The sequence below is a fragment of the Streptomyces sp. AHU1 genome, from assembly GCF_045343905.1.
Classification (GTDB): Bacteria; Actinomycetota; Actinomycetes; order Streptomycetales; family Streptomycetaceae; genus Streptomyces; species Streptomyces triticiradicis.
Genome location: NZ_CP174283.1, coordinates 626,946 through 653,881 on the forward strand (window position 1 = coordinate 626,946; position 26,936 = coordinate 653,881).

Annotated in this window: 21 protein-coding genes and 1 pseudogene; 14 read left to right on the forward strand and 8 right to left on the reverse strand. The window is 72.5% G+C overall.

From position 1 onward, the window contains the following. Nucleotides 1-91 precede the first annotated feature (91 nt). The 3 genes and pseudogenes from ACICHK_RS02950 to ACICHK_RS02960 all read right to left on the reverse strand — a co-directional run bounded on the left by ACICHK_RS02950 (nt 92) and on the right by ACICHK_RS02960 (nt 1,893). A complete protein-coding gene (locus ACICHK_RS02950) occupies nt 92-1,315 on the reverse strand; it encodes a sulfite oxidase (RefSeq protein WP_406841149.1) in 1,224 nt (407 codons plus the stop codon). Further along, nucleotides 1,225-1,656 (reverse strand): annotated as a pseudogene (locus ACICHK_RS02955) (sulfite oxidase); the annotation flags it as partial. The gene ACICHK_RS02950 and the pseudogene ACICHK_RS02955, both read right to left, overlap by 91 nt. Nucleotides 1,657-1,809: 153 nt before the next feature. Continuing rightward, on the reverse strand, nt 1,810-1,893 hold the full coding sequence (locus ACICHK_RS02960) for a putative leader peptide (RefSeq protein WP_354775551.1): 84 nt from the start codon (nt 1,891-1,893) through the stop codon (nt 1,810-1,812). 223 nt (nt 1,894-2,116) lie between these two features. Between ACICHK_RS02960 and ACICHK_RS02965 the strand changes: the two genes are divergently transcribed. The 11 genes from ACICHK_RS02965 (at nt 2,117) to ACICHK_RS03015 (ending at nt 11,240) form a co-directional block, all read left to right on the forward strand. After that, nucleotides 2,117-3,040: an LLM class F420-dependent oxidoreductase gene (locus ACICHK_RS02965; protein WP_406835529.1), complete on the forward strand. Its 924-nt coding sequence runs from the start codon at nt 2,117-2,119 to the stop codon at nt 3,038-3,040. A gap of 100 nt (nt 3,041-3,140) precedes the next feature. Continuing rightward, nucleotides 3,141-3,965: a DUF1684 domain-containing protein gene (locus ACICHK_RS02970; protein WP_406835530.1), complete on the forward strand. Its 825-nt coding sequence runs from the start codon at nt 3,141-3,143 to the stop codon at nt 3,963-3,965. Nucleotides 3,966-4,341: 376 nt separating this feature from the next. Next, nucleotides 4,342-5,130 carry an RNA-guided endonuclease InsQ/TnpB family protein gene (locus ACICHK_RS02975; RefSeq protein WP_406835531.1) on the forward strand — a complete coding sequence of 263 codons (789 nt, stop codon included), beginning with the start codon at nt 4,342-4,344 and terminating at the stop codon, nt 5,128-5,130. A gap of 40 nt (nt 5,131-5,170) precedes the next feature. Further along, the gene (locus ACICHK_RS02980) at nt 5,171-5,431 is read left to right on the forward strand and encodes a hypothetical protein (RefSeq protein ID WP_406835532.1); all 261 of its coding nucleotides are present in this window, start codon (nt 5,171-5,173) and stop codon (nt 5,429-5,431) included. Then, nucleotides 5,428-5,685 carry a zinc ribbon domain-containing protein gene (locus ACICHK_RS02985; protein ID WP_406835533.1) on the forward strand — a complete coding sequence of 86 codons (258 nt, stop codon included), beginning with the start codon at nt 5,428-5,430 and terminating at the stop codon, nt 5,683-5,685. The genes ACICHK_RS02980 and ACICHK_RS02985 overlap by 4 nt, the downstream gene beginning before the upstream one ends. A gap of 361 nt (nt 5,686-6,046) precedes the next feature. Continuing rightward, nucleotides 6,047-6,685, forward strand: coding sequence for a TetR/AcrR family transcriptional regulator (locus ACICHK_RS02990; RefSeq protein WP_406835534.1), 639 nt, complete (start codon nt 6,047-6,049; stop codon nt 6,683-6,685). 87 nt (nt 6,686-6,772) lie between these two features. Then, nucleotides 6,773-7,381, forward strand: a complete 609-nt coding sequence (locus ACICHK_RS02995; RefSeq protein WP_406835535.1) for a TIGR03086 family metal-binding protein — start codon at nt 6,773-6,775, stop codon at nt 7,379-7,381. Nucleotides 7,382-7,474: 93 nt separating this feature from the next. Then, nucleotides 7,475-8,164: a HEAT repeat domain-containing protein gene (locus ACICHK_RS03000; RefSeq protein WP_406841150.1), complete on the forward strand. Its 690-nt coding sequence runs from the start codon at nt 7,475-7,477 to the stop codon at nt 8,162-8,164. A gap of 3 nt (nt 8,165-8,167) precedes the next feature. Beyond that, nucleotides 8,168-9,172: a MerR family transcriptional regulator gene (locus ACICHK_RS03005; protein WP_406835536.1), complete on the forward strand. Its 1,005-nt coding sequence runs from the start codon at nt 8,168-8,170 to the stop codon at nt 9,170-9,172. A gap of 199 nt (nt 9,173-9,371) precedes the next feature. Further along, nucleotides 9,372-10,073, forward strand: a complete 702-nt coding sequence (locus tag ACICHK_RS03010) for a DUF4232 domain-containing protein (protein ID WP_406835537.1) — start codon at nt 9,372-9,374, stop codon at nt 10,071-10,073. A gap of 192 nt (nt 10,074-10,265) precedes the next feature. Then, complete coding sequence (locus ACICHK_RS03015; protein WP_406835538.1) at nt 10,266-11,240, forward strand: NAD(P)-dependent alcohol dehydrogenase; 975 nt, start codon at nt 10,266-10,268, stop codon at nt 11,238-11,240. 314 nt (nt 11,241-11,554) lie between these two features. Here the strand turns inward: ACICHK_RS03015 and ACICHK_RS03020 are convergent, their stop codons facing one another. Further along, nucleotides 11,555-12,079, reverse strand: a complete 525-nt coding sequence (locus ACICHK_RS03020; protein ID WP_406835539.1) for a hypothetical protein — start codon at nt 12,077-12,079, stop codon at nt 11,555-11,557. A 1,109-nt stretch (nt 12,080-13,188) separates the two neighbouring features. Between ACICHK_RS03020 and ACICHK_RS03025 the strand changes: the two genes are divergently transcribed. Beyond that, a complete protein-coding gene (locus ACICHK_RS03025) occupies nt 13,189-19,941 on the forward strand; it encodes a glycoside hydrolase domain-containing protein (RefSeq protein ID WP_406835540.1) in 6,753 nt (2,250 codons plus the stop codon). 21 nt (nt 19,942-19,962) lie between these two features. Here ACICHK_RS03025 and ACICHK_RS03030 read toward each other — a convergent pair whose 3' ends face one another. Further along, on the reverse strand, nt 19,963-20,610 hold the full coding sequence (locus ACICHK_RS03030) for an LUD domain-containing protein (RefSeq protein ID WP_406835541.1): 648 nt from the start codon (nt 20,608-20,610) through the stop codon (nt 19,963-19,965). A gap of 186 nt (nt 20,611-20,796) precedes the next feature. On the opposite strand from ACICHK_RS03030, the gene sigJ reads away from it, so the two are divergent. Next, nucleotides 20,797-21,747: an RNA polymerase sigma factor SigJ gene (gene sigJ, locus ACICHK_RS03035; RefSeq protein ID WP_406835542.1), complete on the forward strand. Its 951-nt coding sequence runs from the start codon at nt 20,797-20,799 to the stop codon at nt 21,745-21,747. Between the two features lie 102 nt (nt 21,748-21,849). Here sigJ and ACICHK_RS03040 read toward each other — a convergent pair whose 3' ends face one another. From ACICHK_RS03040 to ACICHK_RS03050, 3 genes are all read right to left on the reverse strand, one after another. Then, a complete protein-coding gene (locus tag ACICHK_RS03040) occupies nt 21,850-24,432 on the reverse strand; it encodes a cellulase family glycosylhydrolase (RefSeq protein WP_406835543.1) in 2,583 nt (860 codons plus the stop codon). Between the two features lie 362 nt (nt 24,433-24,794). Then, the gene (locus tag ACICHK_RS03045; protein ID WP_406835544.1) at nt 24,795-25,229 is read right to left on the reverse strand and encodes a VOC family protein; all 435 of its coding nucleotides are present in this window, start codon (nt 25,227-25,229) and stop codon (nt 24,795-24,797) included. Between the two features lie 98 nt (nt 25,230-25,327). Continuing rightward, nucleotides 25,328-25,876 carry a GNAT family N-acetyltransferase gene (locus ACICHK_RS03050; RefSeq protein ID WP_406835545.1) on the reverse strand — a complete coding sequence of 183 codons (549 nt, stop codon included), beginning with the start codon at nt 25,874-25,876 and terminating at the stop codon, nt 25,328-25,330. A 240-nt stretch (nt 25,877-26,116) separates the two neighbouring features. On the opposite strand from ACICHK_RS03050, the gene ACICHK_RS03055 reads away from it, so the two are divergent. Beyond that, nucleotides 26,117-26,887: a polysaccharide deacetylase family protein gene (locus ACICHK_RS03055; protein ID WP_406841151.1), complete on the forward strand. Its 771-nt coding sequence runs from the start codon at nt 26,117-26,119 to the stop codon at nt 26,885-26,887. Nucleotides 26,888-26,936: the final 49 nt, after the last annotated feature.

Sequence of the window (26,936 nt, forward strand, 5' to 3'; positions counted from 1 at the left end):
CGTCCCGCGCGATGCCGGGTGCCCGATGCCGAAGGACTGTCACCGTGGGGCCGAACGGCCCTGTGTGGAAGGCCTGTTGGGAACAGATCCGTCAGACCACGCTCACCGGATGCCGTACCACCGCGTCGAACAGGTACCCCTGTGTGTTGGGGACGGCGGTGTCCGGCTGGGTCCGGCCGGCCGTGTCCGTGGCGCGGGCCAGGAGGTGGGTGGTGCCGGGTGTGTCGGGGTTCCAGTCGAGCGACCAGCGGGTCCAGGTGCCGGTCCGGGGTCTGTCGTGCAGGCGGGCGGGCCGCCAGTGGGCGCCGCCGTCGGTGCTGACGTCGACCCTGACGACGGCTCCCGCGCCCGACCACGACCGTCCGTGCAGTACGTGCCTGCGGCCGGCCTCGAACGTGGCCCCGCTCGCCAGCTCGAAGGCGCTCTTCGTGGTCTGCCGGGTGAGCGGCGCGCTGCCGCCCTCGGGGTAGGCGGGGCCGAACAGCCGGTAGAAGGTGGTGTTCCAGGGCGAGAACAGCGGCTGTGCGGACACCTCGATGTCGCCGACCCACTTGATCGACGCGATCCCTATCCAGGAGGGCACCAGCACCCGTACCGGATACCCGTGGTCGTACGGGAGCCGCTCGCCGTTCATCTCGTACGCGAGCAGGACGTCGTCCAGTGCCTTGGCCAGCGGCAGCGGACGGCGTACCCGGCCCAGGTTCTCGCCGCCGCTGACGTACTCGGCGTCCAGACCGCGCGGCTGCACGTCCACGGCGCGCGGGGACAGCCCGGCCCTGCGCAGCACCTCGGCCAGGCGCACCCCGCGCCAGCGCGCGACGCCGATCGCGCCCAGGGTCCACGGGGTTCCGGCGACCGTCTCCCCCTGCTGCGTCGTGTAGAAGGAGCGGCCGTTTCCGGTGCATTCGACGAAAGCGGTCCGGGTGACGGCCGGGAGCGCGCGCAGATCGTCGTACCCGAACTCCACCGGCCGGTCCTCGCCGGGGCTGCCGCGCAGTCCGCTCCCCCACAGCCGCAGCCGCCAGTCGTCGGCCTTCAGGACGGGCGTGGCGGTGTGGTTGCGCACGAAGAACAGTTCGTTCGGGGTGTGGTGGCCGGTTCCGCGCAGCGCCTCCCAGCGGGTCTCCGCGTTCGTGCCGCGCTCGATGAACCACTCGGCGGGCAGCGGCTTAAGGAGCGGCCGTTTCCGGTGCATTCGACGAAAGCGGTCCGGGTGACGGCCGGGAGCGCGCGCAGATCGTCGTACCCGAACTCCACCGGCCGGTCCTCGCCGGGGCTGCCGCGCAGTCCGCTCCCCCACAGCCGCAGCCGCCAGTCGTCGGCCTTCAGGACGGGCGTGGCGGTGTGGTTGCGCACGAAGAACAGTTCGTTCGGGGTGTGGTGGCCGGTTCCGCGCAGCGCCTCCCAGCGGGTCTCCGCGTTCGTGCCGCGCTCGATGAACCACTCGGCGGGCAGCGGCTTGACGATTCCGGCCACGGCGGCGTGAGCGGGCCGAGCGGTGCCGAGCGCGGTCCCGGCGGCGGTCGCGGTGAGCATCGTGAGCAGTTGGCGGCGGGTGACCCCGTCGGCTCTGGCCTCACCCGCGAGCCACTGGCGCAGTCTGCGGCGGTCGTACTCGGTCTCGTGGCGGCGGCCGGCGGGGACGGGGGAAGACATGGCGGCTCCTCGTCATGACGGGGTGAGACGAACGAGAGGGCTCTGCGGGAGAAGGCGCGGTCCTGCCCGGGTCGGCCTGTGCGCGCCCGACCGGCTTATTACGCCTGACGGCAGTTGAGAAACAGTTGAGAAAGGGGGTGAGAAAACTCGTGATCAGCCGGTCGTCCGACACAGCGCGGCGGCGACACGGACGAGGTCCACGGCACGGCGGCGGGTCAAGGGCTCCGACAACGGCATGGCGGGATGCAATCACGCGGGGCGGAAGGCGTCAACGCACTGTTCGTGCCGAGGGAACGACGCACGTGGCTGCCGCGTCCCGCCTCTCCGCACCCCTCCGGTGGCCCCGCGGACCCACGACCCCGCGGACCGGCAGACCTGGCGGACCGCGCGTCACACGACTGCCATACAGCCGTCACACACGAACGGAATGCGGGCTCGTCGAGGGCTCGTTCCAACTCACATGACTGTTGGAGCAGCACTCAACGCGTCCGACGCGCGGAACCAGGTCGACGCCAGTGTCGAACTGGCCGAGGAGGCCGCGGCCGCCGGTCTGCGGTCCGTGTGGTTCGGCCAGACCTTCGGCGCGGACTCACCGCAGCTCGCCGCGATCGTCGGGCGCGCGGTACCGGACCTGCACGTGGGCACTTCCGCGATCCCCGTCTTCGGCCGCCATCCGCTGCTGGTCTCCAGCCAGGCCCTGACCGCCCAGGCCGCCACCCACGGCCGCTACCACCTCGGACTGGCCCTGGGCACGAAACTGGTGACGGAGACCGGCTTCGGTCTGCCCTTCGAACGCCCCGTCGCCCGTCTGCGCGAATTCCTCACCGCACTGCGCCAGTTGACCGAGACCGGCATGGCCGACTTCCACGGTGAGCTGCTCACCGCCGCCACCCCGCTCCCCGCGAACGTGCCGGGCGCGGAGACCGGTGTTCCGTTGCTGGTCGCCGCGATGGGCCCCCAGGCGCTGCGGGTCAGCGGTGAGCTGGCGGACGGGATCCTGCCCTACCTCGCGGGGCCGCGCGCCCTCGCCGAACACATCGTGCCCGCCCTGACCGCCGCGGCCGAGGCCGCCGGACGGCCCGCTCCCCGGATCGTGGCGCTGGTGCCCGGCGTGGTCACGGACGACGCGGACGCCGTGCGGGCCAGGGCCACCGAGAGCCTCGCCTTCTACGAACAGGTCCCGTCCTACGCCCGGGTCATCGAACTCTCCGGCGGTCGGCGCGCCGCGGACCTGGCCGTGATCGGCGACGAGAAGGCGGTCGAGGCCGAGGTACGGCGCTACCGCGACGCCGGGGCCACCGAAGTCGTGTTCTCGAGCACCGAGTTGGCGGGGGAGGGGGCCCGGCGCCGCACCTGGGCCCTCCTCGGCGAACTGGCCCGCTGAGCCCCACCGTCCCCTCACGATCCCCCGGTTCACCGTTCCCGCGTTCCCGCGTCACGGCATCCCCGTGCGGGAGCGGACCTCGTACACCGAAGGAGAATTCATGACCACCGAGGCGACCTCGACGGACCTCCACGCCTTCACCGAGCGATGGCTGGAGTGGTACCGCGCCCAGGAGGCCCGGCTCGCCCACCCGCACGGGTTCCTGGCGATCACCGGCCTGCACTGGCTCGACGACCGGCCGCAGCGCTTCCCCGACGCGCCCGGTACCTGGCGCACCGGCCCCGACGGGGTCGTCGTCACCCTCGACGAGGGCGAGGAACTGACCGTCGACGGGACGCCGGTGCGCGGTGAGCACCGGTTCGGCGTCCTGCCCGAACGCGGTGGCGTCGACGCCGTCTGGAAGGACGCCGTCATCGAGGTCGCCAAGCGGGGCGGTCACGACATCGTGCGGCCCCGGCACCCGGACGCCCCGCTGCGTACGGCCTTCGCCGGAACGCCCGCCTACGCCCCCGACCCCCGCTGGGCCGTGACGGGCCGCTACGTCCCCTTCGACGAGCCGCGGCCCACCACCGTGGGCGCCGCGGTCGAAGGTCTCGAGCACGTGTACGAGGCCCCCGGCAGGATCGAGTTCGAGCTGGACGGGCGCCCGCTGGCGCTGACCGCGTTCCCCGGGCACGGCCGGGACCGGCTGACCGTACTGTTCACCGACGCGACCTCCGGGGTCACCACCTACGCCGCCAACCGGTCCCTGGACGTCGGCGCGCCCGCCGCCGACGGGACGGTCGTCCTGGACTTCAACCGAGCCGCCAACCTGCCGTGCGCCTACACGGACCTGGCCACCTGCCCGCTCCCCCCGGCGGAGAACCGGCTGCCGGTGGCGATCGAGGCGGGCCTGAAGATCCCGCGCGAACGCGGCGGTTCCTGAACACCCCGCTTCCCGGGGCCGGGGCGGCGGCCGGCTGCGGCACGCCCCGGCCCCGGCGCGCGTCCGGACCCCGGTCCGCCATGAGATCAGTGAACAGGCCCTGCAGGGAAGGGACTTCGGTGAGCGTCCTTCGAGGCCGGGGTGAATGCCCGCTCCCGCAGGTCGGGGCGGGGAAAGCCGAATCACCGCCAGGGCAGTTCGGCTTCTCGGGAGGGATGGCGGTGAGGCTGGCCTCGAGCAGGTGCGGCAGCTCGGGGGCGACGATGGGCACTTGACGGTGGCTGACTGGTGATCGGTGGCCGGGGTGATCACTCGCGCGGGTGATGTCGGTCGATGGTGTGCGCGGTTGGGGAACGTGCGGGCTAGGTTGATGGTCGTGGCACGGTTTCGGATGTATCCGACGGGCGAGCAGGCGGGCGTCATGCTCGACCACTGTGCGCACGCCCGGTACGTCTGGAATCTGGCCGTCGAGCAGCACGCGCACTGGTACCGGGGTCGTAGGGCGGCGCCGGGTTTTGCCGAGCAGTGCCGTCAGCTCACCGAGGCCCGGCGTGAGAACGCATGGCTGGGTGCGGGGAACGCGGATGTGCAGCAGCAGGCGCTGAGGGACTTCGCCAGGGCCAAGAACGCCGTGTTCGCCTCCGGGTTCGGTGAGCCGACCTGGCGCCGGAAGCACGTGCACGAGGGCTTTCGCGTGATCGGCACCGACCGTGTCGAGGAGTTCGAGGCGGACGGCTCGCCGAAGCTGAACGCGAAGACCGGAAAGCAGGTCACGGGCCGCTCGGTTGTGGTGCAGAAGCTGAACCGGCGGTGGGCGCGGGTGAAGGTGCCCGGCTGCGGCTGGGTCCGCTTCCGGCTCACCTGGCCCGAACTGCCCAAGGCGAAGACGTTCCGGGTCACCTTCCGTAATGGCCGGTGGCACATCGCCTTCGCCGTCGTCCCCGCCCCGGTCGACGGGCCCGGCACGGGTGAGGTCATCGGCATCGACCGGGGCGTGGCCGTCACTGCCGCCCTCTCCGACGGCCGGAAACTGAACTGTCCCCGGCTCACCGTCAGGGAACATGCCCGGATCCGCAAGCACCAGCGCCGGGCCGCCCGCGCACCCAAGGGCAGCGAGCGCAAGGCCGCCGAGTACGCGAAGGTCGCTCGTATTCAAGGCCCGTGAGGCGGAGCGGCGCAAGGACTGGTGCGAGAAGACCAGCACGATGCTCGCCCGCGGCTACGACCTGGTGCGGTTCGAGAAGCTGAACATCAAGAGCATGACCCGCTCGGCCAGGGGCACCGTGGCCGAACCCGGCCAGAAGGTTGCCCAGAAGGCCGGGCTGAACCGGGCGATCCTCGCCCAGGGCTGGGGCCTGCTGCGGCGACGCACCGAGCACAAGGCCCCGGGCCGGGTCGAGGACGTCCCCGCCCCCTACACCAGTCTGCGCTGCAGCGCCTGCTGGGGGCACCTCCCACGCCCTTGAGGCAGTGGGAGAGGATCGACAAGAACTCGCGCAAGAGCCAAGCCGGGTTCGTCTGCTCCTCCTGCGGCTTCACCTGCAACGCCGACACCAACGCAGCAGCCAACGTCGCGGCAGGACAGGGCGGGATCCCCCGCTCCCGGCGAACAGCCGGTGCCGGAGGGGTGACAACGGCCACCAGCCGCTCGACCACCCGTGAACCCCAACCCGCACGGGCTGGAATCCCCCTCTTCCAAGAGGGGGAGGATGTCAAATGAGGTGAAGGCGCGACGACCACTGCGCTACGGACCCCGTCCCACAGGCGATCATACGAACCGTCCGCACTCCATTGCCCGGGATTTCGGCCGGGGAGACGACGGGCTCACTTCACGCCATGCCGTCAGTCGTTCCGTGAGGCTTAGAGTGGTCTGTCGTGAGCGACGATCCGATGTTCCCCGGTGGCAGCACTCTGCTCCCCGGATCCGACGCGCGAGGCCACATGTCCCCAGAGGACGCGCCGAAGCCCCGGGTCCCGGGCAGGGGGTTGTCGTGGGTGCGGGGCACGGGGTTCACGAATACCGCACCGGGCTCCCGCGCCTCGGTCGCCGGTTGTTCGGCGCCGCACCGGGGAGCGCGGCGATGACCCGGCTCGACGGGCGGGTCGAACGGGGCAACCGCACCCGGCAGTCGGTGCTGGACCGGACGGTCGACATCGCGTCGGTCGAAGGGCTGGAAGCGCTGTCCGCGGGACGGCTCGCGACCGAGCTGGGGCTCAGCAAGAGCGGGGTGTTCGCCCTCTTCGGGTCCAAGCAGGAGCTCCAGCTCGCGACCGTGCGCGAAGCCGGACGGATCTTCGCCGAGCGGGTGATCCGGCCCGCGGAACAGGTCCCGGCGGGGGTCGGACGGGTGCGGCGGCTGTGCGAGCTGTGGCTCGAGTACTCCCGCGGGCGGGTCTTCCCGGGCGGCTGCTTCTTCTACGGGGTCATCGCCGAGTTCGACGCCCGGTCCGGGCCGGTGCACGACGCGGTGGTGTCGGCCCACCGGGCCTGGACGGGCCTGATGGAGCGCGCGATCGACGAGGCCCGCACCGGCGGGGAGTTGCGTCCGGACACCGATGTCCCCCAACTCGCCTTCGAACTCGTGGCGTTGATGGAGACGGCCAACGCCGTCTCCGTGCTGCACGACGAGGAGACCGCCTACGACCGGGCCCGGGTGGGCATCGCGGACCGGTTGCGGAACGCCTCGGCGGACGGGGCGCCCGGGTCCCGAGGGGAGTGATTCCCCGGCTCGTCCCGCCCGGATCCCGGAGGATCCCTGGCCGGAAAACAAATTGCACGACCGGTCGCACAGTTTTACGGTCGGACCATGACTGTCACCGGAGCGGATGTCGTGGAACTCGACCGGATCGCCGTGCACGAGGCCCTGCGGGTGGTGGGGCTGGCGGAGAACGCGGACTGGGACCGCGCCACACCGTGCGCGGGCTGGGACCTCCGACGGCTCGTGGCGCACATGACCGCACAGCACCTCGGTTTCGCGGCGGCCGCACGCGGAGCGGGACGGGAGGCGGCGCACTGGCGGGAACCCCGGGACATGGGCGAGCCGGCCCGCGTCCACGAGGCGGCCGCCGCGACGGTGCTCGCGGCCTTCGCCGAACCCGGCGTGACGGAGCGGGAGTTCGCGCTCCCCGAGCTGGGCGGAAGTTTTCCCGGACGGCAGGCCGTCCGCTTCCACTTCGTCGACTACGTGGTCCACGCCTGGGACGTCGCCGCGACCCTGGGAACGGTCCTGGACCTCTCCGCCGACGTCCTCGGCGCGGCGCTCGCCACGGCCCGGCGGGTACCGGACGATCCGGCCGTCCGCGGCCCCGGGAACGCCTTCGCCCCGGCGCTGGACGTGCCCGACGGGTCGGGGCCGCTCGACGAGACGCTGCGCCTGCTGGGCCGGGAACCGGACCGGTGGCCCGTACGCGCCTGAACACCGCTGCGCCGGGCAGGCAGGGTGCGGGGCGGGGCGCTTGACCTTGACACGGTGACAAGGCCTTCACTGCTCGCCGAGGAGGTGGTCTCGATGACGGTCACGGGACAGGACACTGAGGTGGATGCGGATGTGGATGCGGTACGCATTCTCCGTGGGCTCGAGGACGGCCGCTCGTCGGTGCGGCTCCGGGCCGCTCTGGCGGCCGGCACGACACCCGACCCGCGGTTCGTCGCCGGTCTCGTCCACCGGTGCGCGATCGAGCCCGAGTTCTTCGTCCGCGACATGCTGACCTGGGCACTCACCCGCCACCCGGTGTCCCTGACGCTTCCCGCCTTGCTCCGCGAAGTCCGCTCGGACCGCGCGCAGGCACGGAGCCAGGCGCTGCACACGCTGTCCAAGATCGGGGACCGGCGGGCGTGGCCGGCGATCACGTCCTCTCTGCTGTCCGACAGCGAGGACGAGGTCGCACGGAGCGCCTGGCGGGCCGCGGTCGTGCTCGTGCCCGCGGGCGAGGAGGCCGTGTTGGCCGCGGAGCTGGTGACGCTGCTCGGACGCGGCGGGCGGGAGACGCAGCTGAGTCTCAGCCAGGCGCTGGTCGCGCTGGGAGAGGTGATCGTGCCGGTTCTGCTCGCCGCGACGACGTCACTCGACCCGCGCGTACGGACGCACGCGCTCGCCACGCAGCGGCTGCTGCGCGACCCGGACGCCGGATTCGAGCTCGCGATCGAGGAGGCGAAGCGCGTCGCGGTCCTCGACGGGCCCGGTCAGGAGGGACGATAGGGCGTGTTGATCGGTGAGGTGGCACGACGGTCCGGTGTCAGTGCCCGCATGCTGCGGCATTACGAGTCGCTCGGCCTGGTGCGCCCTTCGGGGCGCACCGGCTCCGGCTACCGGGAGTACTCCGAGGACGACATCCGGCGGATCTTCCACATCGAGAGCCTGAGGTCGCTGGGGCTGTCGTTGCGGGAGATCGGGCGCGCGCTCGACGACCCCGGCTTCACGCCCTCCTCGCTCGTGGCGGACCTCATCACCCAGACACGTCAACGCATCGCGGCGGAGACCGAGTTGCTCACGCGGCTGGACAGGATCCGGGCCGCGGAGCCGGCCGGCTGGGAGGACGTGCTCCAGGTCGTCGCGCTCCTGCAGGCGTTGGCCTCGAAGAACGCCGACGCGCGCCAGCGCGCGGCGCTCTCCTCGGCAGGCGAGGTTCCGGTGCCGGTGGAAGCCCTGGTCGAGGCGGCATTGAGCGAGACGGAGCCGAACGTCGCCGGGGCCCTTCGCTGGGCACTGGCGCGCTCCGGTGACCGCGGCCCGGCGCTGCTCGCGAAGGGCTTGGGCTCACCGACGGCCGCGGTACGGGAACGGGCCGTCAGGTCGCTCGCCGAGATGCCCGGCGCCGAGGCCACCGCGCATCTGCGGGCCGCCCTGGCGAGCCCCGACTCCGTGGTCCGCGGGCACGCGGCTCTGGCACTCGGCGCGCGAGGGGTGGCCGACGCGGTCCCGACGCTCATCGACATGATCGTGGAGGGGCGCAACGACACCGACGCGGCCGACGCCCTGAGCGTGCTGGCGGGCGACGACGCCACGGCGGACCGGCTCGCGGCCGGGCTCCTCGACCTCCTCGCCCGCCCCACCACGCGGGCACCCGCACGCGGACGGCTGACCCAGGCGCTGGCGGGCATCCCGGGGACGAGGGCGTCACACGCGCTCGTGGAACTGTCGCGGGACACGGACCGTGCCGTCGCGCTGACCGCGACGTACCTCCTCCGGCTGCGCGACGCACGGTGACCCGTGTCTCCCGGGGCGGCGCCTCGTCGGCGGCGTGCGTCGTGTCCGGCGGCACATGTCGCGTCCGGCGGCGTGTGTAACAGCCCTGCACTACGGTCCGGTCGAGCGGAACGGGGTGCCGGGCCGAGGGGTCTTGGGGGTCGGAAACGCCCGCTCGTACCGAGCAGCCCGTACTGCCGACCGATACCGAGGTAAAACGATGCGCGTTCACAAGCTCACCTTCGCCGCCCTGGCCGTCGCCGCAGGTCTCTCGCTCACCGCCTGCCAGAACGGGGACGACGGCACGGGACAGGGCGCACCGTCCGCCGGGTCCACCGCGTCGTCCCCGGACGGCGGTTCGGGTTCGAAGGGTTCGGATCAGGGCGGCGGTTCCGCCTCGGGCGGTTCCGGCCAGGACGGCGGTACGGACGCCACCGGAACCGGAAAGGGCACCGGCGGCGCGGGCACGGACGCCGGTGCCGGGGCCGGCGGAAGCGGCAAGGCCGAAAGGTGCCACACCGACGGGCTGGAGATCACGGCGAAGGACGGCACCATCGACGGTGACCCCGGCGGCACCGTCACGGTGGAGCTGCGGAACCGCAGCGGCCGGGACTGCGTGATCTCCGGGTACGCGGGCGTCGACCTGAAGACCGGCGCGGGGACGCTGTCCGCGAAGCGCACCGGGGAGAAGGCCGGCCGGGCCGTCCTCAAGAACGGGCAGTCGACGGCGTTCGGCATCAACTATCCGCTCAACGAGACGGGTGGCTCCGGCGTCCGCGTCACGGGTCTGCTGGTGACCCCGCCGAACGAGACCAGGACGGTCACCCTCGACTGGCCGGGCGCCGCGACCCTGCCCGTCACGGACGGCTCCGGCGACCCGGTGAAGGTCGGCCCGGTGGGAAACGCCGGCCAGGGCGGCTGACCGCCCGCCCGGGAACCCGAAGGCACCGTGCGGGGCGTCGCCCACACCGTCACTGCGTTCCACGCGTCACCTAGGGATTCGCCCCGATACCCGCGCCGCGGTCCCTTGCCTACCCTCGTGGAGGGTGCTGGACTTCCGCTCAGCCGGCTCGTTCCGCACCGCACTCGCTCGCCACGGAGGACCGGAGGACCGATGAAGGCGATCGCCCAGGACCGGTACGGCTCACCGGACGTCCTGGAACTCAGGGAGGTCGACGCGCCGGTCGTCGCCGACGACGGGGTGCTCGTCCGAGTGCGCGCGGCCGCGGTCAACGCGCGCGACTGGCACCTCATGCGGGGCGACCCGTACCTGGCGCGCCTGGGGCTCGGGCTGAGCGGCCCGAAGACGAAGATCCGGGGCACGGATTTCGCGGGCCTGGTGGAAGCGGTGGGCAGGAACGTGAAGCGGTTCCGTCCCGGCGACGAGGTGTTCGGCGAGGCCGACGCCGCTTTCGCCGAGTTCGTGTGCGCCCCGGACGGAGCGGTGGGGCCGAAACCGGCCGGACTGTCGTTCGAGCAGGCGGCCGCGTTGCCGCTGGCGGGCAACACCGCGCTGATGGGCCTGCGCGACCTGGGAGAGGTGCGGCCCGGCCAGGAGGTGCTGATCAACGGCGCGTCGGGCGGGGTGGGCACCTTCGCCGTACAGATCGCCAAGGCGTTCGGCGCGGAGGTGACCGGCGTGTGCAGTACGAGGAACACGGACCTGGTCCGGTCGCTCGGCGCGGACCACCTCGTCGACTACACCCGGGAGGACTTCACCCGGCTCGGACGGCGGTACGACCTCGTGTTCGACCTGGTGGGAAACCATTCGCTGACCGGGTTCCGCCGCGCGCTGAAACCCACCGGGACGCTTGTCCTCTCCGGTGGGGGCGTGTTCGAGGGCGGGAGTGCGGTCGGGCCGATGGGCCTCCTCCTCAAGGGGCAGGTGATGTCACGCTTCGCCCGTCACCGGCTGTTCGTCCTCACCGCGACACCGAGCAAGGAGAACCTGGCGACGCTGGGGGAACTCGCCGCATCGGGAAAGCTCGTCCCCGTCATCGACCGCACCTACCCCTTGGGCGAGGCGCCCGAAGCCATCCGTTACCTCGAAGGGGAGCACGCGCGCTCGAAGGTCGTCATCACCGTCTGACGCGTGTCCGGGCCGTCATCGTCGCCCACGAGACGGCCCGGTCAGCGCCGGTGAGCGCGAGACCGACCGACGGTCCGCCGAGCGGACGCAGCACGAAGCCGGGGCGGTTCCCGGGAGTGGGCACCGGCCGAAGCCGCGCGGGCCGGCCGACGGCGAGGCGGGCCGACGGCGAGGCGGGCCGACGGCGAGGCGGGCCGACGGCGAGGCGGGCCGACGGCGAGGCGGGCCGACGCACCCGAGGTGCGCCGGCCCGTCCCCCGCCCCGCTCCCGGCTCGCCCCGTACGTCCGGGAGCGGGGCGGAGTGGTTCCGTCGTCAGCCGTTGCTCGTGGTGGTGATGTCGACGATGTGGTCGTACCGCTCCAGCAGCACGAAGAGCTTGGTCTTCTGCGTCGTCTCCCCGCTGCCGAAGGTCAGGGTGACGACGACCTCATGGCCCATGCCCACGGGGCCGTTGTCGGTCACCGACCACCGTGCCGGGACGTTCTGCGCGCGCAGGATCCCGTCCACCCCGTTCTGCTCCTCCCAGGCCGCCAGCCGCTCGGCGAAGTCGGACGTCAGGTAGTGCCGGCGGAGCGCCGTGGCCAGCGTGCCGTCCGGGTCCTCGTAGTCACCCTTCGCGTCGATGTAGGCGCCGTAGAAGTCGGCGACCCGGGTCACCGCCTGACCGGTCGTGCCGCTGACCGACGCCGGAGCGGCGGCGGACACCTTCACCGGCGCGTGGACGGCCGCCTGCGCCGACCCTTGCGCCGACACACCGAGCCCGGCGGCCAGGACGAGGCCGGCGGCGACGGCCGCCAGACGGCCCGAACGACGGTGTGCGCGCATGTTCCTGCTCATGTGTTCTTCCCTCTTCTTCCGGGTCCCTGTGGTCGCCCCTGGCCGCTTCCGGCTCCCCTGCCGGATACGCCGGCCGGTGCGACACCCAGAGCTTCCGGGACGCCCGGGACCCACCACAACGACTACCGCCCGACGTGCAACGGTGGGACCGTCCCACCCCCTCCGACCAGCGGAGACGGCCAGTGCCTGGGATGCCGCCCCGGGACGCGGAGAGGAGGCGTCGACGAGGAGCACCGACGGGACGCCCCGGGGGCGGGGCTGTCGACCGATGACGACGAGACGGCGCATCCGGCCACGATGACCGCGCGGGGCGGCACAGGCCACGCTTTTCGCGATCCGCGCGACCGACACACGGCGTGCGCCGCCGTCGGGCCGGCGGGACCGGGCGGGACCACGACGTGAGAACCCGTGGACCGTGGGTACCCGTGCCGGAGGAGCACGACGGTCCGCACGGCGCCGGGCACATCCAGGCGCTCGTGCGAGTGGTTCTCCACCGGGCCGTCACGGCGCTCCGGCGAACACCACGACACCGGACCCCACACACACCGGTCAGCGAGGCCGATCATGAGCGATCAGTTCCCGACCCCGTCCCAGGCAGAGGGCGAACGCACGGACGACGACGCGGAAGAGACCCACACCGATGTTCCTCGAACGACTCCTTCGCAGGCCGAAGGCGAGGACACGGAGGAAACGGGCTGAGGAGGACGACTGAAGCACGACGGGACCGACCCGGCCCCCGGGGCGCCTCCCGGTCCGACCCGGAGGCGCCCCGGTCCGGCGAGCGGCCGCCCGAAGAGGGCGCCTCGTGGAAGACATGCCCCAAGAGCCCTTGGTGCGGCGCGAGTTGTCCGCCGATCCCGTAGCCGTGCCCGTGCGGTTCCACCGGACTACACATGACGTTCGCCTGCCGTACGCCTTCACCGTGTCCCCTTGCGGACGGTCGTGAACGCGGCGGGTGCGATCCTGTGTGTCCACTTCCGACTCACCCTGGGTTGCACGCCTGGCGCACCGGGCCGACAACGTTGTCTTCCGGTGGGCCGGACCGTGCGTGCGTACGAGCGACGTGGAGAGGTTACGTGCCCATCAGATCCCGGTCCTCCTTATCCCCCGTGATCCGTCCGAGGACCGCCCGCCGGTGCCGGCCACTGCGCGCGACGGTCGTCGCGCTGCTCGCCGGGGCCCTCGCCCTCGTCGCGCCGGGCGGCAGCGGTGCGGCCACAGCGGCGCCTTCCCCGACCACGTCCGCAGGATCCGGCGGGGCATCCGGCGGGACGGACTACACGAAACTCGTCGATCCGTTCGTGTCGACCGCCGGCGACGACGGCAACGACCTGCCGGGCGCCCAGGCGCCCCACGGTCTGGCCAAGGTCAACCCGATGACCACGCCAGGCCGCAACCACTCCGGGTACGACTACGACGTGAACCACATCGCCGGGTTCACCACCACGAACCTCGACGGGGTCGGCGGCTCGGGAGGCGGTGGCGACCTGCTCGTCGTCCCGACCTCCGTCCGCTACGACAAGCGCCCCGCCCCCGGCACGTACTCCCACGCGTACAAGCACGACGACGAGACCGCGACGCCCGGCTACTACCGGGTGGGCCTCGGGGCGGTCTCCGGAACCGCGTCGTCGGTGACGCGGGACCCCGGCACCGTCGAGGCCGAGACGACCGCGACGACGCGCACGGCGCTGGAGCGGTACGGCTTCCCCTCCGGGGCCGAGCCCGAACTCGTCCTCGACCTGGCGAACAACTTCACCAGCCGCACCCGCTCGACCCTGAAGGCGACGACGCTCCCGGACGGCACCACCTCGATCACCGGGCTCGTCGCGGGGTCGTTCAACGGCGCCTCGTACCAGCTGTACTACGACGCCACCACCAACGTCCCCGTGACCTCCCTGCGGAGTTGGGGCGGCGACGGCAGGCTGAGCGACGCCACCGCGCAGGACGGCACCGACACCGGCGTCGTCCTCGGGTTCGACAAGGCCGCCGGGGACGACATCGAACTGCGCATCACGCTGTCGCCGATCAGCGCGGAACAGGCCGCGACCGACCAGCGGAACGAGGTGGGCGGGCTCACCTTCGACCAGGCGCGCGCACGGACGAAGGCCGACTGGAACCGCACGCTCGGCGCCGTCGACGTACGCGCCTCCGAGAAGTCCGATCCGGGGGCGACGCTCACCAAGGAGTTCTACACGCACCTGTACCGCATGTACGCGCTGCCGGTGAACGCCACCAGCACCAGCGGGACGTACCGCGGCGCGGACGGAGCGGTGCACAGGACGAACGGCTTCACGTACTACGACGGCTGGTCCACCTGGGACGACTTCCGCAAGTACTCCGTCGAGGCGTACATCGACCCGGCCGGCTACCGGGACATGGTGCAGTCGCTCGTCGAGCTCTTCGCCGACGCGCACGCCTCGGGCAAGAGCCTCGGCAAGCTCACCCACTCGGTCCCGACCGTGCGCTGGGAGCGCTCGGCGGTGCTGGTCGCCGACGCGCTGTCGAAGGGCTACAAGGACTTCGACCGGCTCGACGAGGCGTACCCGGCGCTGATGTCGTACTCCGGGTACTACACCGGGGCGCAGCTGCGGCAGGGCTACATCACCGGGGATCCCGGCACGACCGTCCAGCGCGGCTACGACCAGTGGGCGCTGTCCGTCGTCGCCGCCGCGCTCGGCAAGGACGAGGACGCGAAGAGGCTGCGCACCCAGGCGACGATGGCGATCGACCATCTCGTGAAGTCCGGCACCTGGACGGCGGCCGACGGCACGAAGGTCGGTCTGCTCACCCCGCGCGCCGCGAACGGCGACTGGCAGAGCGCCGATCACGAGAAGTTCGAGGCGGCCGGCCTCTACCAGGGCACGCTCTGGCAGTACCACTGGTACGACGCGTACGACATGGGCGGCCTCATCGAGGCCATGGGCGGCGCGAAGGCCGGCAGGGCCGCCGTGGAGCACATGTTCGGCGAGGACTCCGGCGCCGACGACGGCTCGACCATGCTGCACTCCAACGCGAACGAGATCGACCTGCAGGCCCCGTACCTCTTCAACTACGTCGGCGAGCCGAGCCTGACGCAGAAGTGGGTGCGCGCCATCTACACCGGCACGACCTGGAACCGCTACATCGCCACCGGTTCCTCGAACGAAGCCCCCAGCTCCGGCGGCGAGTTCCGCCCGCCGGTCAGGACCCAGGTCTACAAGCTCTCCCCCAAGGGCTTCCTGCCGACCATGGACAACGACGCCGGCACCATGTCGACCATGTTCGTCGGCGCGGCGCTGGGCCTGTTCCCGGTGACCGCCGGTTCCGGCCAGTTCCAGATCGGCAGCCCGTTCTTCGACTCCACGACGATCACCTACGCCAACGGCGCCCGGTTCACGGTGAAGGCCGACGGCGTGTCACCGGACGACTATTACGTGCAGGGCGCGACCCTCAACGGCTCGCGGTTCGACGACACATGGCTCGACTACTCCCGGATCGTCTCCGGCGGGACCCTGGACCTCACCATGGGCTCCGAGCCCTCGCGGTGGGGCGCCCGCACGAGGCCCGCGTACTCGCTGAACACCGACTCCGGCGACGCGGGCGAGGGCGGAGCGGGGACGGGCAGGGGCGGCACCGTCGTCTCCGCCCGCCCGAGCACCGTCGCCGCCGCCGCGGACGGCACCGTCGACGGCCGTGTGCGACTCACCCTGACCGGACCGGCGTCGTTCGCCGCGCGCGGGGGAACCAGCCTGACCGGGACCGGCGCGGCCACCGTGACCGGTCTGCCGGGCGGTGTCACGGCGGACCTGCGCGTCAGCGGCTCGCGTACGGCGACGCTGTCGCTCACCGGCAGCACGCGGGTCGACGCGCGTCTCGGCATCACCTTCCATGACGCGGCCTTCGCGCACGGAGTGGGGGCCGGGACGGTGCGCGGCACCGGGACATCCCCGACCGACCCGCTCGTCCTCTCCGTCGCCGCGGTGCACCGCGAGGCGCTCGGCGCACTCGTCGGCCAGGCCGTGCTGGTGCGCGAGGGCAACTACTCCGACGGCTCGTGGACCGTGTTCCGGTCGGCGCTCGAACACGCGCGGACCGTCCTGGCGGACCCCGCCTCCGTGACGGGCACGATCATGGCCGCGGACGACGCGCTGCGGTCCGCCGCCGACGCGCTCACCATCGACGAGGGCGGCTACGCCGTCCTGCAGGCGGAGGACCCCGACCAGATGGAGGGCCCGAGCCTGGTGAAGGAGGCGTACTACTCCGACGGCGACCTCGGCGGCGTCACCGAGGGGTCGTGGGAGCGGTTCGGCAGGCTGGACTTCGGCGGGGTAGCCCCGCGGAGCGTCTCGGTCCGCTACGCCAACTCGCAGGCGACGACCGCGAGGCCGAGCAGCGTCGACATCCACGCCGGTACCGCCGACGGCCCCGTCGTCGCCACCGTCCAGCTCCCCGGGACGGGCGGCTGGCAGTACTACAGCACGGTGCGGGCGGCCGTCACCGATCCGGACGCCCTGTCGGACGCGGCGAGCGCGACCTTCGTCTTCCACGCCCCGTCCGGCCAGTCGTGGGTGTCGAACTTCGACCGGTACCAGTTCTCGCCGGACGGGGTCTCCTCGTCCACCACGGCCACGCTCGCCACGCTGACCGCCGCCGACAGCACCACGACCGGCGGGGGTTCACTCCCGCTCGACCTCACGAAGGGCGTCTTCGAGAACACCACGAACGGCGCGTGGGCCCGGTGGACGGGCATCGACCTCCGCTCCGGTGCCGACACCGTCACCGTCCGCTACGACAAGCCCCGGTCGCGCGCGGCGTCGGACTCGCGCATCGAACTGCGCCTCGGCTCGAAGGACGGTCCGAAGAAGGCCGACATCCCCCTCGATTACACCGGTTCGGGCTGGGGAACCGTCGCCACCACGTCCGTGCGGCTCGATCCGGCCGTCTTCGCCGGCGTCCAGGACGTGTACGCCGTGTTCGTCTCCTCCACGCAGTCGTCCACCCAGCCCTACGTGGCCAACGTCCATTCGCTGACGCTGACTCAGGACGCTTGCTCACCCGTGTCGTTCGACGCCACCGCGTTCCGCTCCCACAGTGGGGGCGGGCTCAAGAGCGAGCCGGCCGGCTGGAGCGGCGCGGGTTCCACCACCGACCTCGGCGGCACGTACGACGGAGCCTGGCTCGACTACGGGGACATCGACTTCGGCGGCTCCCCGAAGAACACCGTCACGATCACCTACGTCAACAACTCCGCCCGCTGCGGCACCGGTTCCGCCGTCCAGCTCTACCTGGACTCCTTCGACCCCGGCGACCCCGGCACGCCGTACGCGACCGTACCCCTGCCCGTCACGGGAGCCGCGTGGTCGTCGGGAGGGACGACGGGCCTGACGCTGCCCGAGGCGATCACCGGAACGCATGCCGTCCACCTCCGGCTGGTGACGACCCCGGACGCCTCGCACCCCTACGTCGCCAACCTGGGCCGGATCACCTTCGACCACGTCGAGACGCCCGCCGCCACCGACAAGTCCGCCCTGCGCAAGGCGATCGACCGGTACGAGGGGCTGTCCGACCACGCCGATCGCTACGACACGGTCGACTTCGGTGTGTACCGGCGCGAACTCACCGCCGCGCGCGCCCTCGTCGACGCCGACGACGCCACCCAGGCCGAGGCCCACACCCGGACCCGCGGCCTCACCCTCGCCGCCGAGCAGCTGGTCCCCCTCCCGAGGCTGCGGCTGGAGGACCTGGTCGCGACCGCGTCCGGCCTCGACGACGACCGCTACACGGACGCCTCGTGGACGGCGTTCACCACGGCGCTCGCCGAGGCGAGGACCGCGGTCGCGGACGGTTCGGCCACCGACGAGACCCTCACCGCACGGTACGAAGCGCTCGACCACGCCGTGTCGTCGCTGACCACCAGGCCCAGGACGGTGCCCACCGCGCCCGACGCCGTGTCGGCGACCTCGTCCGGCACGAGCGTGACCGTCGCCTGGTCCGCGCCGAAGGACACCGGCGGCTCACCTGTCACCGGCTACGGGATCACCCTCGACGACGGCCACCGGGTCGAGATCCACGACCCGGACAGCCGGAGCACGACGTTCACCCGGCTGCGGACCGGCCGGTCGTACACGGCGCGCGTCCGGGCGGTGAACGCGGTCGGCACCTCGCACCCGAGCGCCGCCACGGCACCCGTGGTGACCGGCGGCGGCGAGCCGCGGAATCCGGCCGTCCCGGCACGGGAATCCGCCGTGACCGCCTCGGCGGACGCCTCCGGCCCGGCGTACGTGTCGTCCCCCTTCCCGGACGACGTGCTGAACGCGACCTACTCCTCGGACAGTTGGCCGGCGACCAGTGACGGGAGCGACTACTTCGACGGTCTGCTCCGCGGTGTCGGCGCTCTGCGCACCGATGTTCTCGGCACCGACACCAAGGTGCCGTACGGCACTTCGCCCACCGCCGAGAACGACAGGATCGCCGTGCGCATCAACAACGCGGCCACGCAGGAGGAAGTGGACCGGGCCGAGGCGGACGCCACGAACAGCGCCACCGTCACCCTGGCCGACGGCCTCGGCTCCCGGCTCGGCCGGATCTACGGCGACGCCCTCGAGGAGGGGCGACTGCCCAGGACCAGCGCCCTGTTCTCCCGCGTCACGAAGAACCTCGACAAGGTCGACGCGGCGAAGAACCACTACGGCTATCCGCGGCCCTACGTACGGCTCGGGTTCGTCGGCGACGGCGGTGCCGTCTACGAGTCGCAGGACGGTTCCTACAGCGGCCTCGCGACCAGCGGCTCGTACCCGAGCGGCCACGCCTACGGCGGCTACGAGGCCGGGACCGTCCTCGCCACGCTCCTGCCGGAGCTGGCGCCGTCGATCCTCGCGCGCACCTCGGAGTACGGGGACAACCGCGTCGTCCTCGGGTTCCACTACCCGCTGGACGTCATGGGAGGACGCATCACCGGACAGGCCACCGTGGCCCACCGGTGGGCGGACCCCGGCTTCCGGGAACTGCTGACGCAGGCCCACACCGAGATCGAGAACGTGCTGCTCGCGCAGTGCGAGAAGGAGGGGTACGGCGACACGCTCGTCGTCTGCGCGGGGGACGCCTACGCCGGCCTGAGCACGGCGCAGGACGTCGACCTGTACACGCGGCGCCTCACCTACGGGTTCTCCCGGGTGGCGAAGCCCGGGCAGGCGCTCAGGACGCCGTCCGACGCGGCGGCCCTGCTGATCACGGCCTTCCCCGGCCTCACCGCCGAGCAGCGCACCCAGGTCCTGGAGCAGACCGCGACGGACTCCGGGTACCCGCTCGACCTCACCGCGGACGGCGGGGCGGGCTGGCAGCGGATCAACCTGGCGGCCGCGATGGCGGCGCACGTGACCGTGAACGCCGACGGGTCGGTCACGGTGACGGACTTCGCGGACGCCACCGGGGCGAGTGTCGCCGATGCCGCCGCGATCACCGTGGGGGGCGTCCCGATCGACGGGTTCGGCCCGGAGGTCTCCACCTACGTCGTCGACTGGCCGAAGAACACGAGGATCCCCGCCGTGTCCGCCGTACCGGCCGGGCCCGGTGCGCGGGTGAAGGTCACCCGCGGCGGCCCGGTCCTGTCGTCGGCCGGTTCCCGGTTCACCACCCGCACCATCAGGGTGACCTCGGCGAACGGTTCGGTCACCCGGACCTACACGGTCGGATTCCAGCCCACGGACCGGGAGGACCGGCCGGTCGGGGCCGGCGGGAACGGCGGCGCCCGCGAGGGCGCGGGTGCCGTCCTCAGGCCGCTCGGAGGCGATGGAGCGGGCTCCGCCGACGGCGCCGGACGCTGGTCGCCGGCGGCGGAGTGGGCGCGGCGCGTCGGCGTCCCGGGGGCGGCTAGCACGACGTGACCGCGGACGGCTCCCGGCGCCTCAGAATCCGATCGCCTCACGGAGCAGCAGGACGGTGGCGCGCCCCGGGTGGGGTTCCGCGTTGAGGACGAGGAGGCGGTTGAGCGCGCTGGGCACTCCGTAGACCTGCCTGGCGCGCTCGTCCTCCAGCGGGACGCAGTGCTCGTCGACGCGGCGCAGCGCGGTGTCCAGGTCGGGCACCACCTTCTGCGCCCCGACCACCAGGATCACGCGGGGCGCGGCGCCCGCGTAGGCGGGCAGTTGGCTGCCGCTGGCCGAGGCGGCCACGAGGGAGCCGGTCTCGGTGACCGCGCAGACGCTGCCCACCACGGCGTCGGGGCAGGCGAGCATCCGCAGGATCTCCGTCATCTGCGTGGCGCGGTCCATGGCCAGCCCGCGTTCCTTGACGGAGTCGTAGCGGCCGCTGCCGTTGATGTCCTCGTCGATGCCGGACAGGCGGAGGGTCTCGCTGGCCGCGGTGAACACCGTGCTGCCCGCGGGGATCAGGTCCTTGACGCGGGTCCGCGCCGCGGCGGCGTCGTCGAGGATCTCGACGTCGAAGTTCCTCTCCTTCAGCGCGGCGGCCACCCGTTCCAGCCGCTCGTCGGTAGCCGGGGCGGTGAACGGTGTCGTCGCTGTCGTCGGTGTCGTCGGTGTCGAGGCAGTCATGATGTCCTCGCTCTTCCTCTCCGCTGGATGATGTTCCGGTCCCACCTGTCCGACAGCACAGCCCCGCGGAATGTGAGGCGCGGCCCCGGTCCGGCCGGCCGGGAGGCGGCGCTCCGGCCTCACGTTCCGGTGCGCTGTCCTGTCGTACCGGTGAGAACACATGCGACCGAGGGAGTTGTCGGCACCATGACCACCCGATCCGCCCCGGGGCACGGCCGCCCCGATCCGAGCCTGGACGCGGTGATGAGCGAGCGGCGTCATCTGCTCAACCTCGCCTACCGGCTGCTGGGTTCCCTGACCGAGGCCGAGGACGCCGTCCAGGAGACGTACACCCGCTGGTACGCCATGTCCCGGCGGCAGCAGGACGCCGTCGAGTCCCCCGGTGCCTGGCTGACGACGGTCGCGAGCCGTGTCTGCCTCAACGTGCTCGGCTCGGCGCGGGCCCGGCGGGAGACCTACGTGGGTGAGTGGATCCCCGAGCCGCTGCCCGGGGGCGCGGAGTGGATCGGCGGGCGGCAGGGGGGCGCGGCCGTCGACCCGGCGGACCGGGTCACCCTGGACGAGTCGGTCAGCCTGGCGTTCCTGGTGCTGCTCGAATCGATGACCCCGGCCGAGCGCGTCGCGTTCGTCCTGCACGACGTCTTCTGCCACTCCTTCGCCGAGGTGGCCGAGATCGTCGGCCGTACGCCGGGGGCGTGCCGCCAGCTGGCCTCCTCTGCCCGTCGCCGGGTCCGGGCCGCGCGGCCTTCCGCGACCGCGGCGGGCCGGCGTACCGACGTGGTCGGCGCTTTCAAGAGGGCGTGGGAGGCCAAGGACATCGAGGCCCTCGTCGGTCTGCTCGACCCCGACGCCACGGCGACCGCCGACGGCGGCGGTCTCGCCCCGACCTTCCCGCACCCGATCGAGGGCGGTGAGCGGATCGCGCACGCCTGGGCCGAACTCGCCCGCCGCAGGCCCGTCGGCACGCTGCTCCTGGAACGTACCGTCAACGGCCGGCCGGGACTGGTGGCCCAGCAGGACGGCACCGTCGTGACGGTGTTCGCGTTCGAGGTCGTGGGCGACCGGATCAAGAACATCTGGGTGGTGCGCAATCCCGAGAAGCTCAGGCTCTGGACCACGGATCGACGCACGGGTTGACGCGCGGGTCGCCCGGCACCCGTGTCGTCCTCCGCGCGCGGTGTCCGGTGCCGTCGGCCCGGACCCGGCCCACCTCGGGGCGGGCCGGGCCGACGGCGGCCGCTACGCCACGCGCAGGGTGTACCGGCCCGAGGTGTGCGCGGTGAGCCGCCAGCCGCCGGGACGCCGCTCCAGCCGGATGCCGGTGAGGCCTCCGCCCTCGGCCTCCGGGCGGGCCGGGCCGGGGACCCACACGTCCAGGGTGCCCTTCCCGGAGCCCGCCAGCCGCAGGTCCCGCTCGGTGAGGGAGGACTTCAGGGAGTTCAGGCGACCGGGGGCGCTGCGCGGGTACGCCTGGGACAGGGCCGTGATCTCGAAGGCCGGGCTCGCCAGCGGCTTGCCCTCGGGGCAGGTGTGGAGCACGACGCCTCCGCCCGAGGTGGTGGCCGCGGGGTCGTTCTGCGGATCACCGCAGGCCTTCTTCCAGACCCAGATAGCCGATCCGAGCATGTCGCTGTTCTGCCGCTCCAGGAAGCGGTCGAACCGGGCGTGGAAGTCGTCGGGTTCCCCGAACCATCCCCACTCGCCCGACCACAGCGGGACCCCGTACGCCCGGGCGGTGCGCTCGGCGGTGGTGTAGCCCTGCTCGATCGAGGTCAGGGTGACGCCCAGGCCCTGGTCCATGGTGATCGACTCGCTGTACAGGTGGGGCGAGAAGACGAGCAGGGGGTCGTCGGAGAACCCGGCCGGCGGGGTGGTGTCGAAGCCCAGGCCCGACCAGAGGATCGAGGGCTCGAAGAACACCAGGTGGTGGAAGCTGCCGGGCACCTTCGACTCCGCGGCCCGGATCGAGGTGATCGCCTGCTGGTAGAGGCGTCCGAGCAGGATCGAGGACGTCACGCCCGGGGCGTTGCCGGGGCCGGGCTCGTTGAGCAGGTCGTAGCCGGCGACGGCGGGGTCGTCCGCGAAGGTCTTGGCGAGGCGGCCCCACGCGTGGGCGAACTCGGTACCGATGCCGTCGGTGTCGTTGTAAAGGTTGGTGAACGCCTGCTGCACATTGGGCGCGAGGTCGCGGCCGAGGAAGCCGCAGGCCTTGGCTCCGTCGGTGCGGGTCGCCCACTCGGGGGCGCCGTCGTTGCCGAACTCCGGTGACGCGTTGGCGCGGCACCGCGTTCCCGGCGCGGCGCTGACGTACTTCGAGAACGTGTCCTGGTGCATGTCGAGGACGGTGTGGATCCCGTGGGCGGCGGCCTGCCGGACGGCCGTGCGCACCCGCTCCAGATATCCCTCGTCGAACACGCCCCGCTTCGGCTCCAGGGCCGACCAGGACAGGGCCAGCCGCTGGACGTCGAACCCGTACCGCGCCATCAGCGCGTAGTCGGAGTCCTTCAGCGGCCACACCGTGGGCTTGGCCGGGTCGGGCTGTCCGTAGTCGATGAGCTGGTTGACGTTCACGCCGCGCAGCAGCACCTGGCGTCCCGTGCTGTCGCCGATCACCGGGTCCTGTCCCTCGCGGCGCAGCACGGTCAGCGGCAGCAGCTCGTCCCGGTCGCCACCGGCGGCCTGTGTGGGCGCGGCGACGGAGGCGACCTCCGTCGCCGGTCCCGGTGCCAGGGTGCCGGCGGCGAGTGCCAGCACCGCGGCGATCGCGACCGGGGGCGCCCAGCGGACGGCGCGGGCGAGGCCGCCGCGCTCGGCCGAGGGCTCCCGCCGTCGCCTCCACGCCATTTCCGCGATCCAGGGCACGCAGACGATGCCGGCGCACACGCCCGCGGTCACGCCCTCCGCGACCCGTGTGAGCGCGGACGCGACCGGGAACAGGGCCCCGCCGAATCCGTTCAGGCCCGCGTCGATCAGCCACAGGGGCACGAACCCGAGGGCGCCCGCCGCGGTGAGCGTCGTGGCGAGCGACCACAGGGTCACCCCGGTACCGGCGTGGGCGAGTCCGGGCGACACCACCCGGCGCCAGAGCCCGATACCGGCGAGCACGGAGGCGACGCCGGCGATCAGCGTGGCCACGCCGAGGCCGCCGGGTACCGGGCCGGCGGCCCAGGCGAACATGCCGGTGCCCGCGTGGAGCGCCACGGCGGCACCGGCGGGCAGCCACGCGAACCCGGCGATCTCGTTGATGTCGGTCCCCGAGACCTCCGCGGCGATCTCGCCGCTCTCGCCCGGCTCACCGCCCTCGCCCGCCTCGCGGCGCAGGCGCCAGGCGCCGATCCGGTACGCGGCCGCCGAGACGCCCGCGACCAGCGGTCCGAACACGGCGTACTTCGCACCGGTGAGCCCGCACTCGCCGAGCAGCGCCCCGGCTGTCGGGAAGATGTGCAGTCCGGCCGGTCCGGCGACGGCCAGCAGCAGCACGCTGTAGGCCAGTTTGGCCACGAACGCCACGAGGATCAGGCTCGCCCAGACGGCGCCGAAGACCCAACGCGCCTTCGCCCCGGGAGCCGCGGCACGCACCACCCGGTGGACGGCCACCGTGCTGCCGCCGATCAGCAGGGGCAGGAACACCACCGTGGCCCACGCCGGGCTGGTCGCGTTGCCGGGCAGGAAACCCGCGTCCAGCCAGTTCTCCGGGGCGAACAGTCCGGTCCCGTCGACATGGCCGAGGACGGCGCAGAGGACCGCGAGGACGACCACGGTGGTGAGGGACACGACGCGGGCAAGGCGACGGCCGCCGCGCTGATCATCGGCTGGGAGCATGGATGGAGAAGATAGGGCAGTGTGAAGGTTCTGCGAAAGCCCTGTGAACAGGAATTTCTCTTGATCCACGGGGCTCGGGCCGGTACGGGCGGCAGGAAGGCCCCGGGCCGCTCGCGCGAGGCGCTTCCGCCCGGCCGGGGACGGAGACCCGAACTCGCTTGCCGGGCCCGGGAGTCATCGCACCCGCCGCCGCCCGCCGCTCGCGGAGCCGGCGCCCCGCGGACGGCCCCGGGCCCTCCGTACGAACGCCGGACGGCCATGATCACACCACGGTAACGGTCCGTCCTCCACGGCCGCCGGGCGGTGGGTGGGGCGTCGTCGCCGACCGCCTCACCCGCCGCACCCGTCCGGAACGCGGCCTGTCAGTCGAGACAGAACTCGTTGCCCTCGATGTCCTGCATCGGGATGCAGGACTCGTTCTCGTCATCGGCGTACAGCGTCTGCACGTGGACCGCGCCGAGCGCGACCAGCCGCGCACATTCGGCCTCGAGCGCGGCCAGGCGCTCCTCCCCCACGAGTCCGGTGCCGACCCGCACGTCGAGATGCACCCGGTTCTTGACGACCCTGCCTTCGGGGACACGCTGGAAGTACAGTCGCGGGCCGACGCCCGACGGATCGACGCAGGCGAACCAAGCGCCCCGGGCCTCGGGCGGCTGCGAGAGCGTGAACGCGTCCCACGTGTCGAACCCGGCCGGCGGCGGCGGTACGACGTACCCGAGGACCTCGCACCAGAAGCGGGCGACGCGCTCGGGTTCCTTGCAGTCGAAGGTGACCTGGAACTGCTTGACGAATGACATCGGATCACCGTAGCAGGGAAACCGTGCAGCTCAACTGCCTTTACCGGCGCGCAAGTTGAAGGAAAAACAGGTTGTACTCACGAGCGGTGCGGTGCGGCTCACACCTCCGGGAGCGAGGGATCGGGCCGCCAGGGGTCGGGCGCGGTGACGGACCAGCGTTCGTGGTCGCGCCAGGCCCCGTCGATGTAGAGGTAGGCGGGCGACAGCCCTTCGTAGCGGAATCCCAGGCGCCGGGCCAGGGCCAGGGACGGTTCGTTGCCCGGCTGGATGCTGGCCTCCAGCCGGTGCAGCCGCAGTTCGGTGAAGGCGTACCGCAGCGTGGCGGCGAGCCCCTCCGTCATGTACCCCCGGCCCGCGGACGGGGCGAAGGCCGCGTAGCCGAGGGACGCGCCCTGGTAGCGGCCCCGGATCAGCGAGTTGATGTTGACCATGCCGGCGGCGGCGCCGGTCTCCCGTACGCGGACCAGGAAGCCCAGATTGGCGCCGTCGTCGAAGCGGCGCATCCAGGCCCTGAACTCCTCCGGGGTCGAGGGCAGTTGCATCCAGGGCAGGTGCAGTTCGGCGCTGGCCCGCACGAGCGAGCAGAACTCGTCCTCGTCGGAGAGCGTGAGCGGGCGCAGTTCGACGCGTGATGACAGTTCGGACATGGGCCAACGGTAGGACCTGTCACCGGCAGGGGATCACCCGGCCGACCGGTGTCCGAGCGGTCGGTGCGGGGCGTCACGGAGTCGGTGCCGGTCCCCGTTTCCCGCCGCTCCCCGCCGAGTTGTCCCCATTCCCTCTCGGAATTGTCCGTGATCTGTAACAGAGGGATCCTCCGGCCGCCGCCGCTCGTCCTGCCAGATGGTCGGGAGGCGACCGGGGAACTGCGGGAGAGCGGGGCGGACATGGCACGGCACGGCAGCAAGCGGGGCTGGTACGGCAAGGTGGCCGGGGCGGCACTCGGGGTGACCCTGCTCGCCGCCGGGGCCTCGGTGTGGACCGCGCAGGCCGGTGCCGTACACCCCTCGACGCCGCGCCCGTCCGCGTCGGCCGACGCGGACCGCGTCAAGCCGGTGGCGGTGACCATCGCGCACGCCTCGGACAAGGGGGCGCACGGCGTCAACATCACCATCGACGACGGCCCCGACCCCGTGTGGACCCCTCAGGTGCTGGACGTGCTGCGCGAGTACGGCGTGAAGGCCACCTTCTGCATGGTGGGAACGCAGGCGCAGGCCCACCCGGACCTGGTCAAGAAGGTGGTCGCGGCAGGGCACCGGCTGTGCGACCACTCGGTGTCGCACGACACCGCCATGGACAAGAAGTCCGAGGCGTACCAGTCGCAGCAGATACTCGACGCCGAACGCATGATCACCAAGGCGTCCGGGGGCGTACGGCCCATGTACTACCGGGCGCCCGGCGGGGCCTTCACCCCGTACAGCCGCAAGCTGGCCGCTTCCCGGGGCATGCGGCCGCTGGGCTGGAACGTGGACTCCAAGGACTTCGAGCGGCCGGGCACGGACGCCGTCGTCGCCACCGTCGAGCGGGAGTCGCCGAACGGCCCGACGCTCCTCTTCCACGACGCGGGCGGCGACCGCTCGCAGACCGTCGAGGCCCTGCGCCGGATCCTGCCCTGGCTCAAGGAGCAGGGCCACACGTTCGGCTTCCCGGTGCGCTGAACCCGGGGACCGGGCCCCGCCGCCGGCTCGCGAGAGCCGGCGGGAGAGA